Origin of the sequence: Lactobacillus sp. ESL0230, assembly GCF_003692805.1 — a bacterium.
Lineage (GTDB): Bacteria > Bacillota > Bacilli > Lactobacillales > Lactobacillaceae > Lactobacillus > Lactobacillus bombicola.
Genome location: NZ_REHI01000004.1, coordinates 1 through 12,719, shown reverse-complemented (window position 1 = coordinate 12,719; position 12,719 = coordinate 1). Strand labels below are relative to the sequence as shown.

Genomic DNA, 12,719 nt, shown 5'->3' with positions numbered 1-12,719 from the left:
CCTTCCTACTTTCTTTTTAATTCGATTGTAATTTTATAATCATCAGGATTATTATTTTCTTTAACTTTAACTTTAATCCCTGAGTCTTTAGCTAATTTTACCGCTTGTTTGATGGTATTAATTTGGACCTTCAAATCTTTAGGGATTCGGTTAACTGCCCGCTGCGTTTTTTCAGCTTCATCCTTTTCCTGCGCTTTAACTTTTTTACTGGCAAAATAGCCATCAACATCTTTTATAATCTTTTCGGTATCACTAACATTCAAATTATTAGCTAAAATTTCGTCTAAAACCCGACCCTGGTCTTTTTCACTCAACCCAACTAAGCAACGGCCATGCCGCGGCGTTATTTCTCCACTTATCAAATAACTTTGGACTTTAGGCGTTAATTTTAATAAGCGCAATTTATTAGCTACATAAGATTGCGACTTACCAATATTTTGCGCTAAAGTAGTCTGTGTTAAATTATTCATCTTCATTAGATTATTGTAAGCCTGTGCTTCATCAATCGGGTTCAAATTTTCACGTTGTAAATTTTCAATTAAAGCCAGTGAAGCAGCTTGACTATCAGTCATATTATTAACAATAGCTGGTATGGTATTCCAATCTAATTGTTGCGCCGCTCTAAAACGCCGCTCGCCAGCAATTATTTCGTACTTTTCACCTTTTTCACGCACAATAATTGGCTGAAGTAAGCCGTCTTTAGCAAGCGTTGCCGCTAATTCATGAATTGATTGATCTGAAAATTCATGCCGCGGTTGGTACGAATTAGGCTCAATCTCTTTTAATGTAATATCTTGAATTTGTTTATCTTTAGGAATCTCATCATGATGCCGTAAAGAAGAAAAAAATGACATGTAATAATCCTCCCTAATCAGTGAATCGGTTTGCGGTGTGGGGTCCCCGCCTGTCGTGGATATTTTTTAGGTGTTTCCTTCGTTTTTTGTACTAGAATTAAGGTTCGTTCTTCACTACTATTGGGTAATTGTAAATCTTTTACTTCTAGCAATTTTCCTCCTAATAAAGCAATAGCTTTTTTAGCCGCACTTAATTCACTTTCAGCTTTTGGGCCTTTTAATGCCACCAAGTAACCACCTTTTTTGACCAATGGTAAACAATATTCACTTAAAACTGCCATATTAGCCACTGCTCTTGCCGTTACAATATCAAACTGCTCGCGATAAAGCTTGTCTTGACCAATATCTTCGGCGCGACTATGAACAAGAGTTACGTCTTTAAGCTTCAATTGTTCAATCAAGTTTTGTAAAAAAGTTAATCTTTTACCTAATGAATCAACAATTGTAACTTTAATTTCTGGTTGCACTATCTTAAGTGGAATTGATGGGAAACCTGCTCCGGCACCTACATCACATATCTTACTTTCATTTTTGAAAATATTGTTAAAAACCAACAATGGCGTAATACTATCAAAAAAGTGCTTCAAATAAACATCACTTTCAGCAGTTATCCGCGTGAGGTTAACATGCCGATTAGCAGCAACCAAGTTAGTAAAGTATTGCTTAAATTGGTTGATTTGCTTTTCATTTAATTTACAATTACATTTTGATAATTCTTGGACAAATTGTTCAGGATTCATTTTTCACCCGTGAAACCTTGTTTCACACCCTATAAATTTAACGCTAAAAACGACTTATTGTAAAGCCATACATCCCTATAATTATGGAATATTTTTTGACTGTCGTCAAAGTCTAAACACATAAAATAAGCTATAATAGCTTCAAAGGAGAAAAAAATGATTGTTACTTTAATTGTTCTGACTTACTTAGCCTTTAAGACATATAAAGGTTATCAAACTGGGTTTACCAAGCTAATTATTAATTTAATTTTTGCGGCCATCGTTTTTATCATGGCTATTCTTTTTCAAAATCCTTTAGGCAATTGGATTTATGGTCAGATTACTGGACAAAATATTCAAACAACTTTAACCCCAGCAACCAACTTAATGTTATTTCGTTTCTTAGCCTTTTTCATCATTTTATTCGTTGGCAAATGGATTAGTAAAATCTTTAAAAGTTGGGTTCCAAATAAAAACCCGCATTCAACTAGCTTTGGTACTATTTTAGATGGCGTCTTAGGCGGGATCGCTTCTTTATTTGCTAGTTATTTCTTTGTTTACATTATTTTATCGATGATAAATGCGCTCCAAAATCCTTGGTTTATTCAGCAAACGCTCGATTCAGCATTTATCCGGTTTATTATTTACAATACTCCAATACTATCTAACGGAATGTTTAACATGATTTTTAGCATTAGTCGCACGGCAGCATAATGGAGCACTATGCTTTTCACTCACAGAATATTAAACTCATAAATATGGCTAGCTTATGACAGAGCAAGTAGTTTTTCTACTTGCTTTTTATATACTTTAACTACTAATGCCCCCAAGACTTTTCTTATAAATTTTTAGCGTATTTAGCAGTAGCACTTTTATAAAATTCACCTTAATTTTTTGCACTATTAGAATGGATCCAAGTATTTATGATTTAAAACAAACGAACAATAAAGTTTTTATGCATAACTCAAATAATTAAGGTAAACTACATATAGAAAGGATAGAGATTTATGATGAATAAAAAGCAAATATTAAAAAAGATTATTACTATCAGCGTAGCTTTACTGCTATATGTTCCAGTTGCTAATGACAGTTTAATCTCTAAAGTTAGTGCCGATTCAGTAGCTCCAACTACTGAACTAGCTTCTAAAAAGGTTAAACCTTTTAACGTGGCCGTTATCAAAAAGAACTATGGCGTATATCAGGGATTATTTGAAAATAAAAAATCCAGTGCCAAATACTTCCACCAAAATTTTGTAGTTTCGCATGTTTCTACTCATAATGGTAAAAAGTATTACTGGATTAGCAAAAAAAATCAGCCCGCAATTGGTTATATTAATCAAAACGCTGTAGCTAAACCTAACCAAAGTAAACTAATTAAGGTTCCTTATGTAAGCCAGTATGTCCCCGTTAAAACACCTTGGGGATGTGCTGGTGCTTCAATGGCAATGCTCTTAGGCTCACAAGGACAAGAAATTACTACTAGTTTACTGCAAAAAATTCAGGATAATTTACCAATGCAACCAACAAAAGGTGGTCAAAAAGGCAATGTATACACTGGCGTAGGCTTTGGCTATGTAATTCAACCAGGCGCATTAAGTAAGTATGCTCGTACTTTTGATAAAGGCAAGAATGTTATTAATATTTCTAAAAAAAATCTAACTCTTAATGATATTAAAATGTATCTTCAAGCTGGAAAACCTGTTTTATTTTACGGCTTTTCTTCATACCAAAAGCCTGGTGATTATGTCCGTAATCACTGTAAGGTAATCACTGGCTATCGTCATGGGGATTTTCGTGTCTATGACCCTCTCTACTATTCTAGAAATGATCGTGCTGGTAGTGGTGGCAAAAACATGGCATATGACCACGGTGCGATTGCCTGGGTACCCAAAGCCGCTTTACAAAATGAATTCTGCCATAAAGCAATTACACTCAAATAATTATTATTTTACAAAAAAGCCTAGGATTTTAAATATCCTAGGCTTTTTCAACATAAAAATTACTACTTTAAAAATTGTCACGTTCAAGATGTCCGTCATTATAAACAAAAATTGCTCCTATTCGACTAGGGTCATCGTGCCACTTGTCAATCGGGTGCTGCGCAAAAAATAATCGCTTACATTCAATTTCAGCTTGAACTGAAGTTTTGGTAAAAGTAGTCACTCCCGCTAAATCAGTTTCAACAGGGTAACCAGTTCGTGGATCAATTAAATGATGATATTTATGTCCATCAACTTCAAGGTAACGTTCATACGTACCACTTGTTACAGCTGAGCATTCTGGTACCATTTCCGAGGTAATATTTTTACCACGAGCTGCTTTAGGATCTTGTACCCCAACTACCCATTGTCCATTAGCCCGTTTAGGTGATTTACCTACCAATAAAATATTTCCACCTAAATTAATAATACCTGCATGTACACCAAAAGCACGCCAATAATCACGAATGCGATCTGCAATCCAACCTTTGGCTATCCCACCTAAATCAAGTTCCATACCAGGTTGCTGTAAAAATATAGTTTGATCAGTATCATTTAAGTCAACATTAAAAGGATTAATCAACTGTTTTTTTTGGGTAATCTGTTCCTTCGTCGGTACATGCGCATTTTTAAAGCCGATTGACCATAATTTGACAAGTGGCCCAATTAAGGCATTGAAACCATAATTTTGGCGACTTTCATTTACCGCCAACTTAACTAAATCGTAAGTTGCACTAGATACTTGCACCGCACTTTTTCCTGCAGCATGGTTGATACTCATTACCTCAGACTTATCCCGATTAACTGTTAATAAATCTTCATAATAATCAATTAAATCAAAGGATTTATCGATAATATTAGTTTTTTTGGTACCAAAAATTTGTAAAGTAATGGTTGTGCCTAAAGCATGATGCTGTCCCACTGCTTGTTCTAATGCCAATTCTTCAATCATTTTATTCTTATTTCTCCAAATATTTTTCTCTAAGCAGTTCTTGCATCTGATGATCAATGCCTAATTGGTTAACGATGTATGAATCCAAACTACCATATTTTTTATTAATTGCGATTAAACTAGTGTCAAAATATGTATTCGCCACTGACCCTAATACACGCATATTGGCTCGAAACATTTCATTTTCGCCATTTTCTTTAAAGCTTTGATCACGTACTGCCCTATATTCATTAAGTAAATAGTTTGAATATAGGTAGTCACATCTAATCGTTTCCATATCTACGCCTAAAATATATAAAAGTAAAATCGTAACTAAACCCGTTCTATCTTTACCTTCTGAGCAATGATATAAGACAGCCCCTGTGTCTGTTTTACTGATAGTCTGTATAATCTGGTGAAAACTAGCTTGCGCTCTTTTAGTCAGCACGTGATTATGATAACGCTGACACATCAATTTAAAGCCAGCATATTGATCACAGCGATACTTAGCAAATTCTTTTTGCATATCTAACTTACTGCCACCAGAATTAGCTTCATCAGAAAGTGGAAAATGATAATGTTTGACACCTGGTAATTTCCGGTCAGGATTTTTTTTACATTCAGTCGGTGATCGCAGATCAATTATTTTTTTTAAGCCGTAGTTCAACAAAAACTGTTCGTCCTTTAAAGTTATTTTACTAAAATTACCTGCTCTTAATAAACGATGAAACTTGATTTTTCTTCCATCAATTCCAACGTATCCGCCTAAATCACGTGGGTTGCGAACAGACTTGACTGGTAAAACAACTGGATCAGACATACTAATACCTCTACTAATAAAAAAATAATCGGATAGTTACTTCTATCCGATTATTTTACTCTCTGCTAATCAATCTAGCAAAAAATTATTTATTTGCTTGTTCAACAAACTTAAAGAAACTGTCCATCATACCATCTAATTGCTTGATAGTCGCTTCATCAGTCAAGTTACCAGTTTCTTTATCAAACTTACTTGCTGCTTGACCAATTAAAACTTCGTTTCCTGGTAAAACATTAGCACTCATATCAGGAGAAAGAAGAATTTCACGGATATCTTCTTGCGCACGACTACTACCTTGGCCACCTACTGAAGCCCCAACTACAGCAACTGGCTTCATTTTCATTACATTTGGACCAGCATGTGAACCCAGCCATTCAAGACTACTCTTTAGAGCAGCTGGAATAGTATGATCATATTCCGGCGTAGTAATTACAATACCATCAGCGCTCTTAATGTCCTCAATCCAAGCTTTAATTGATTCATCAGCCATTTCTGTTCTACAAAATGGGGTTAGCTTATCAATTTCTTTTACTTCAATATCAGCTTTATCACCATAATGCTTAGCAATAAATTTAGCTAAAAAGCGATTATATGAAAAAGGTGCATTTGTACCAACAATTGCTAATAATTTCATTCTTGGTCCTCCTACTTAGTAATTTGTGCGTACCATTCGTCAACTTCATCGAAGAAGTGACCTAAGAATTCAACAGTAGACTCATTAGTTAAGTCACCATTTTCATCAAATTGGCTTGGTGCAGTGCCCATCATAAACTCATCACCATTAAACACTAGGGCATTGAAACCTGGTGCAGACAACAAACTCTTTAACCGGCTTTGGGAACGAGCAGCACCTTGAGGCATTGGTGAAGTTGACACAATAACAATTGGCTTACCGTTAAAAGGACGTGTAGAACTCGATAACCATTCAAGTGCACTACTCATAGCGCTAGTTACCGAGTGTTGTTGCTCTGGTGAACCGATTAAGACTAAATCAGAGGCCTTAATTTCTTCACTTAAACTTTGAATAGCTGCGGGGATCTCTTCACCCTCTTTAAACATTGGTAATCCTTTAACTGTCACCAGTTTAAAATCATATCTATCAGCAAAATGCTTAGTAATATACTTAAGCAATGCCTCATTAAACGAATTATTGGCATTTGAGCCAGATAATGCAAGGATTTTCATAAAAAACCACCTTTCAGAAAACTAACTTCTATTAGATAATTGTAACATTTTTGATATTGATTTTACATAAACTTGCACTCAAATTACTGCATTTTAAAGAAATGCCAAAAATTAAATATTCACGTTAACGCTTGTCTAATTATCTTGCCTTTTTCTCCGTCTTAGTGTCATCAACATCAAATAATGAAATATTATCATTTCTGCTAAGCCAATCATTCCGAATTGCGTCATTGACTTGTGCTTTTAAGACGTTAACAATCTGAGACTGTGAAAAAGCAGCAATTTTATTAACAATCAATGAAGCAAGACCTATTGTAGTAATCCAATTAGCAATCACGATATTTTTAATTTTAGTCTTACTGTAACCATTATCATCATATTGTTGCTTAAATTTTTCAATTCCTAGATTAATTAATGTATCAGAAATAATTTTACTACCAAATTTCCCATCAACAAACATTGCCCGAAACAATTTTTCATGGTCTTGAGCAAAATCAATATAAGATAAATCCATATCAACTAAAGGCTTATTAGTATATTCCTTTTGTAAAATATTGTTCTTTAAATTATTAGCTATTTTTCGCAGAACCTCTTTACGTAGTTCTTCCATACTACTAAATTCTAGATATATTGGTTGCGTTGAAAAATGGCCCGCTTTTGCAATATTACGGGCAGTAAGACATTCTATGCCATCTTTGACAACCATCTTATAAGCAACATTTAATATTTTATTTCTTCCTATTTCTTTTTTTCTCGCCATTTTGGTTTTCCCTTAATTAACCCAAGTGACTGTTCTTTTATTTTTTGTCCTGTTTCACTTATAAAAGAAAATTATAAAACAAATACTGAAACAGTATAATTAAATTATTTCAGCAATGTAACGGGAGTTTAGGCATTATTTTTTAAAAACTCATCATAATAAGATGAAACCATATCGATTATTTCAGATTTGCTTAATCCTTGAGATGCGCAAAAGGAAAAGAAAGCAGCAGATAAAATATAACCGCGTTCACGATCATCAGTTAAGTTTTCCGAAAATCTCATATTAATACTTTGATTTTCATAATCAGTTGATACTTCAACTGATTTATCTTCTGGAATTTCATTCATTGTTATACCTCATCAAAACAAACTCAAATAAACTTTTCATCCCGCCAAACTATACAAGCTACAGTTCAATAGATAAAAGTACAAAGTAACACATTTAACACAAACACACATTTATAATTTCTTGTTATTTTGGCATAAACTTTAATTCTATGCCTTTTTAATCACTAATAGATTGCTTACCGTGAAAGTTTGCCTTTTTACAGCCTACTATCCATATGATTTTAAAAAATAACAATTAATTATCTAATACTTAGAATAGTAAACTTTAAACTACTTTGTCAAGAACAAAACACGTTTTCTGAATTGAAATAGCGCCATTTATCATAAAGATAAGCGCTTTCTAAAATTGATATCTTAACTAACAAAATTAGCCTCTCATTTTATAAGTAATCTATATATGTTATTAAACAAAAAAGCCCTAGTTTTTAATCATTAAAAAACTAGGGCTTTTTTGTTTGAATACTTTTTATTGCCTATTTATTATTATTTACTATTTTTCCATCCATCATTTCATATATATAATCTGCATATTTCTTTAATCGCGGATCATGAGTTACCAAAATGACTGCTTTATGATAATCCTTGGCTAACTCTTTAAATAATTGGCCCACTTCATCAACATTTTCACTGTCTAGTGAGGCAGTTGGCTCATCAGCTAATATAATTTCCGGATTCGCGTATAGTGCGCGAGCAATAGCTACTCGTTGCTGTTGTCCCCCAGATAATTCATTTGGATACTTATTAACTAAATCACTAATTTTTAATCGCTTTAATAATTTTTTTAGCACTACAAGACTAATATTATTATCTTTTTTAACCCGATCAACTAGTTGAAATTGCTCTTTTACCTTTAAAAAAGGAACTAAGTTATATGCCTGTAATACAAAGCCTATACGCGTTAATCTTAAATTATTGCTTTGCTTAGTTGAAAGATGGGAAATATCTTCTCCGCCTACTATAACTTGACCAGAAGTAGGCTTTTGTAGCGAACCAGCAATTGTTAAAAAAGTACTTTTACCTGCACCAGAAGGCCCCATGATAAGGACCACATCGCCTTCATCCGCTTTAAAATTTATATCTTTAAGAGCTACAACTTTAGCTGCCCCTTTACCGTAAACCTTTTGTACATTATTTAATTCAATCACTGCCATCTTATCCACCTATTGCTTTTACTGGATCAACTTTCAAAATTGATCTAATCGGAATCAAACTACCAATCAAGCCTGTTATCATCATTCCAATAGTACCACTTAACACAATTTCAGACGTAAAGCTCATTGGTACAGCTGCAGGGAGTAGTTTAGCTGTTAAAGTCATTGCCAAAAGCCCTAGTATAACGCCGATGATAACTAGCATTAATGCTTGGCTAATGGTTGCTTTAATTAAGGTAGCACTTGGAATACCCTGGGCCCGCATTACCGCAAAGTTATGCATTTTTTGCATGGTTAAAATATATAAAAAAACGGCAATAATAATAAGAGAAATAACAAATAAAAAGCCAATCATCAGTTGGAAAGTCATATTCTGGGCCATATAGCCCGGTAATTTATTAATGAAGTATTTAATTGTATATGTCTTATTGTTGCCATGATTATTGCGGTAATCAGTGCGCCTTGACATAATTGCTGACGCTTGCATATTAGGCATTCCTTGACGCAAAGTTTTCCACGTTGCCAAAGTACCAAAAATTATAGGGGCAATGTTAATCTTCGCATTTTTAGCAAAACCAACAATTTGATATTTTTTCTTTGAATTATTTAACTGTAAATAATCGCCTAGCTGATAGCCTTTAACTTTAAATGCTTGATCAACAACAACTTCACTACTATTATTAGCTTTTCGACCAGCAATAATTTCTTGGTCTTGATAAATAAACTGCGCTTTTTTAATCCCAATAAACTGTGCTGAAACTTGTGGTCTATTTTTACTTTTGGCAACTACGGGTGTTTGTCCTAGTAAAGCTTCATCTTTAGTTAAATTAGCATGTTTTAAATCCGTTTCATTTAAAACAGACTGACTCATATTGACATTGGCATTTTTATTCAAAACCACCTGCCTAATATCCCATGATTCTAAAGCTTGAGTATTTTGACTGGCTAATCCAACTGCTAAAGAAGATAATATAAAAATTAAATAGCTGATTAAAAAAATCATCAAAATAATTAAGCCATATCGTAATTTTTCTCGCTTAATTTCCTTAATTGCTAAAAACACTAATTTGCTCCTTTTTCTAATAATTCAAGTCCAGACCTAAAGCGTTCTAATACTACCTTTTCTTGCTGCGGATTTTCAAAAATCATTCGAATTGCTCCATGACTTAAGACCATTGCACTCCAGTTTTGTGCACTTAATTGACTTAGTAGCGCACTAGGAAAAGGGTGATTGACCATACTTTCGTTATATAGAATATGAATTCTAATTAAATTAACATATTTACTACATTGTGTTTGCTTAATGAAATCTACCACCATATTATAAATAAGTTGTGGCTTGTAAGCTGAAGTATGTTGGATCGGTATATGTAGCTCCGCCATAGCACAAAGATAAAGATACTGATAGGCATCCTTTAAATCAATAAAGTACTTATAAAAAGTTCCCCGTGCAATGCCGGCATCTTTTACAATTCGAGCTACTTGTGCTTCTTGCAAGGGATAGGTACCAAACTCATTTAATAAGGCCTGTTGAATTAAATCTTTTTTTGCCTGTGGCAAATTGATAAAAGTTGACTTGACCATTTGTTGACACTTTCTTTTAAAAGTGACACAGTGTCACTTTAATAATTAGCATACTTTTAAATTTAATTTACGTCAATTAAAATGCACGGTCTTATTGTGGCGCTAATAAGCGATTATAATAATTTATCCGTGGCGTTTGATTACAATAAGAAATTTTAGCTAATGCGCAATTATCAATGGTCTGAAAGTAATTCAGATCACCAGCTGTAAAGTAATGAGCAAACATCATCCGAATTAATGTACCATGGCAAATAACCAATACCTTCTTATTAGCGTATTTTTCCTGCATTTCAGTTAAAAAACTTGCGCACCGTTCATTTAGCTCAGCAAAAGTTTCACCACTAGGTGCATATTTAACATAACTAGCACTTGCCTTACCCCAGGGATCAACAGCATCAGGGTACTTTTTACCTAATTCAGACAGCAGTTGCCCGTCCCATTCACCAAAGTTATGTTCAACTAGCCGTTGGTCGATATTAATTTCCTTTTGTCCCTTAGTAAAAATTCTAGCAGTTGTCAATGCTCTTTTCATTGGACTTGAAAAAACCACATCAAAATTACCCGGATTAAAAACAGCAGCGGCTTTTTGGGCATAAGCTTTACCTTGGGAATTCAAGTCATAGTCAAAATAAGCACCTTGAATCTTACCTGTTTTATTTAATTCTGTTTCACCATGACGTATAAAAACGATTTCCATGATTGCGATTACCTCCGTTTTTTACTTAACGTCGTTTAAAATCAAATTCTGTTCTAAAAACATATGTAGTTGGACTACTAACTTCTGGAACAAATTCAAAGCCAAAATCGTTAAAATTTTGTAAGTCGAGGGGATCAGTTAGTTGATGTTCTGCAATAAAGCGAACCATCTCGCCCCGCGCCATCTTGGCATGAACCCCAACAGTCTGCCATTTTCCCTGTTTCTTTTCTTGAAATTCAATGGTAATCATTTGTCTTAGACTAGTTAAATAAGGCTTAATACTTAACCAGTATTCTTTAGAAGCTAAATTAATCACTACATCATCATTGCTAAACAGGTTATCAGCTAAGGTACTACCCCAAAATTTATAAAGATTAGGCTCACTAAAGCCGCGAACTTTATTTTTCATTTCTAAACGATAAGGCCAAACACCATCAAAGGGGCGTAATATGCCATAAAGTCCTGATAAAATTCGCACATTTTTCTGTAAATACTTAAGCGCTGGCTGAGTAAACAAGTCTGGTGCCATATATTGATATTGAATACCGGAGTAAGAAATAATTGCCGGAGTTAACTCCGTGTTTTGCTTTAGGTCGATAACTTTTAACTGTTCTTGTCCTTCTTTGGTTGTATTTTCACTAGCTTGCCAAATTGCTTTCAACTCCAAAAAACTGCACTGCTTAAGAAAATCAACTAATTCTTGAGCCTTTTTGATCATGCTTGGCTGCGACTGAGCTAAAAAAGCTTCATGGTCAACTTTCATTTTCATTGCCGGGGAAATAATAATTTTCATCTTTCGTATTTACCTCCTTTTAGGTTAAACTTAATACTATATATACTAAGGAGAGAGAATTAATGAATCCTGATTTTGCTATCATCCTAAATTTTAAACTAAAAAATGCCCAAGAGATAGATACGGACTTTTTAGTTAAAACGGCCCGTAATATTGGTGTGCGGGCAATTGCTGCTGACCACTTAGAAAATGAATTACAAATTCCTTGTGCCAAATATTCCATTAACTTAGTTACTATTGCAACTGGTGAAGATTTAGCTACAACAAATATTATTGAAACATTAGTCCAAAACCGTAAAGTTGGTAAAGCATCTATAATCAACATTGCTGTTAATAGTGATGGTAGCTTTAGTGCAGCTACTAAAGAGATGCTTGAACAGATTAATAGCTGGATGCATATTTTTGGGCATGCTTTTAATGAAAGCACACCTTGCAATCTTACGGTTGACGGTAATAGCTTCATTTTACAAAATCGGCATATGCCTTATCAAAATTATATTTATGTCCAAAAATCATTCCCCCAAAAAATTAAAGTTAACGGTCTTACTCAAGAACCTAATCGGATTGAAATGATTGAAAATCGTACACCATTAACTTTTAGTTATCAAAATGGTAGCTTAATTATTAATTTAGAAACCGCAACAAACAGTAATTTCCCATGGCAGATTATCCGTGTGCAACAACATCGGCCTGAAGATGATATTAAAGAAACTAAATTTTAAACCAAAAAGAAAGGTTAGGTTCACCTAGCCTTTCTTTATTATTATAGGTTATTTTCTTTTCGCATGGGTCTGCGACTGGGCATTATTTTGCCCGTAATACGCTCCTTGACCATGCTTTCGATAGTAATGCTTATCTAATAAATACTGGGGCACATGACTATCTGCTCTAGTTAA

16 protein-coding genes and 1 pseudogene are annotated in these 12,719 nt (G+C 34.0%); 3 read left to right on the top strand and 14 right to left on the bottom strand.

Annotated features, from left to right (window positions below):
* Nucleotides 1–5: 5 nt before the first annotated feature.
* Nucleotides 6–854, bottom strand: coding sequence for a nucleoid occlusion protein (gene noc, locus F5ESL0230_RS01055; protein ID WP_122021248.1), 849 nt, complete (start codon nt 852–854; stop codon nt 6–8).
* A 17-nt stretch (nt 855–871) separates the two neighbouring features.
* On the bottom strand, nt 872–1,594 hold the full coding sequence (gene rsmG, locus F5ESL0230_RS01050) for a 16S rRNA (guanine(527)-N(7))-methyltransferase RsmG (protein WP_122021247.1): 723 nt from the start codon (nt 1,592–1,594) through the stop codon (nt 872–874).
* 156 nt (nt 1,595–1,750) lie between these two features.
* Here rsmG and F5ESL0230_RS01045 point away from each other — a divergent pair, with 156 nt between their 5' ends.
* Entirely contained in the window at nt 1,751–2,287 is a 537-nt protein-coding gene (locus F5ESL0230_RS01045; protein WP_122021246.1) for a CvpA family protein, read from the top strand.
* Between the two features lie 293 nt (nt 2,288–2,580).
* Nucleotides 2,581–3,513, top strand: a complete 933-nt coding sequence (locus F5ESL0230_RS01040) for a C39 family peptidase (protein ID WP_122021245.1) — start codon at nt 2,581–2,583, stop codon at nt 3,511–3,513.
* Nucleotides 3,514–3,580: 67 nt separating this feature from the next.
* Here F5ESL0230_RS01040 and F5ESL0230_RS01035 read toward each other — a convergent pair whose 3' ends face one another.
* The 11 genes from F5ESL0230_RS01035 to yaaA all read right to left on the bottom strand — a co-directional run bounded on the left by F5ESL0230_RS01035 (nt 3,581) and on the right by yaaA (nt 11,823).
* The gene (locus F5ESL0230_RS01035; protein ID WP_122021244.1) at nt 3,581–4,504 is read right to left on the bottom strand and encodes an FAD:protein FMN transferase; all 924 of its coding nucleotides are present in this window, start codon (nt 4,502–4,504) and stop codon (nt 3,581–3,583) included.
* Nucleotides 4,505–4,511: 7 nt separating this feature from the next.
* Nucleotides 4,512–5,303 carry a tyrosine-protein phosphatase gene (locus F5ESL0230_RS01030; protein ID WP_122021243.1) on the bottom strand — a complete coding sequence of 264 codons (792 nt, stop codon included), beginning with the start codon at nt 5,301–5,303 and terminating at the stop codon, nt 4,512–4,514.
* Between the two features lie 85 nt (nt 5,304–5,388).
* On the bottom strand, nt 5,389–5,937 hold the full coding sequence (locus F5ESL0230_RS01025) for an NADPH-dependent FMN reductase (RefSeq protein WP_122021242.1): 549 nt from the start codon (nt 5,935–5,937) through the stop codon (nt 5,389–5,391).
* An 11-nt stretch (nt 5,938–5,948) separates the two neighbouring features.
* The gene (locus F5ESL0230_RS01020) at nt 5,949–6,488 is read right to left on the bottom strand and encodes an NADPH-dependent FMN reductase (protein WP_122021241.1); all 540 of its coding nucleotides are present in this window, start codon (nt 6,486–6,488) and stop codon (nt 5,949–5,951) included.
* A gap of 139 nt (nt 6,489–6,627) precedes the next feature.
* The gene (locus tag F5ESL0230_RS01015) at nt 6,628–7,248 is read right to left on the bottom strand and encodes a TetR/AcrR family transcriptional regulator (protein WP_122021240.1); all 621 of its coding nucleotides are present in this window, start codon (nt 7,246–7,248) and stop codon (nt 6,628–6,630) included.
* A gap of 128 nt (nt 7,249–7,376) precedes the next feature.
* Complete coding sequence (locus tag F5ESL0230_RS01010) at nt 7,377–7,598, bottom strand: hypothetical protein (protein ID WP_122021239.1); 222 nt, start codon at nt 7,596–7,598, stop codon at nt 7,377–7,379.
* A gap of 473 nt (nt 7,599–8,071) precedes the next feature.
* Nucleotides 8,072–8,749 carry an ABC transporter ATP-binding protein gene (locus tag F5ESL0230_RS01005; protein ID WP_122021238.1) on the bottom strand — a complete coding sequence of 226 codons (678 nt, stop codon included), beginning with the start codon at nt 8,747–8,749 and terminating at the stop codon, nt 8,072–8,074.
* Nucleotide 8,750: 1 nt separating this feature from the next.
* Complete coding sequence (locus F5ESL0230_RS01000; protein WP_122021237.1) at nt 8,751–9,812, bottom strand: ABC transporter permease; 1,062 nt, start codon at nt 9,810–9,812, stop codon at nt 8,751–8,753.
* Nucleotides 9,812–10,333 (bottom strand): TetR/AcrR family transcriptional regulator, encoded by a 522-nt coding sequence (locus F5ESL0230_RS00995; protein WP_122021236.1) that lies wholly within the window; start codon nt 10,331–10,333, stop codon nt 9,812–9,814. Before F5ESL0230_RS00995 ends, F5ESL0230_RS01000 begins: the two co-directional genes overlap by 1 nt.
* 91 nt (nt 10,334–10,424) lie before the next feature.
* Nucleotides 10,425–11,030 (bottom strand): histidine phosphatase family protein, encoded by a 606-nt coding sequence (locus F5ESL0230_RS00990; RefSeq protein WP_122021235.1) that lies wholly within the window; start codon nt 11,028–11,030, stop codon nt 10,425–10,427.
* A 25-nt stretch (nt 11,031–11,055) separates the two neighbouring features.
* Entirely contained in the window at nt 11,056–11,823 is a 768-nt protein-coding gene (gene yaaA, locus F5ESL0230_RS00985; protein WP_122021234.1) for a peroxide stress protein YaaA, read from the bottom strand.
* A gap of 62 nt (nt 11,824–11,885) precedes the next feature.
* Here yaaA and F5ESL0230_RS00980 point away from each other — a divergent pair, with 62 nt between their 5' ends.
* Nucleotides 11,886–12,545, top strand: coding sequence for a hypothetical protein (locus tag F5ESL0230_RS00980; protein ID WP_122021233.1), 660 nt, complete (start codon nt 11,886–11,888; stop codon nt 12,543–12,545).
* 48 nt (nt 12,546–12,593) lie between these two features.
* On the opposite strand, the pseudogene araD reads toward F5ESL0230_RS00980, so the two are convergent.
* Nucleotides 12,594–12,719 (bottom strand): annotated as a pseudogene (gene araD, locus F5ESL0230_RS00975) (L-ribulose-5-phosphate 4-epimerase); the annotation flags it as partial.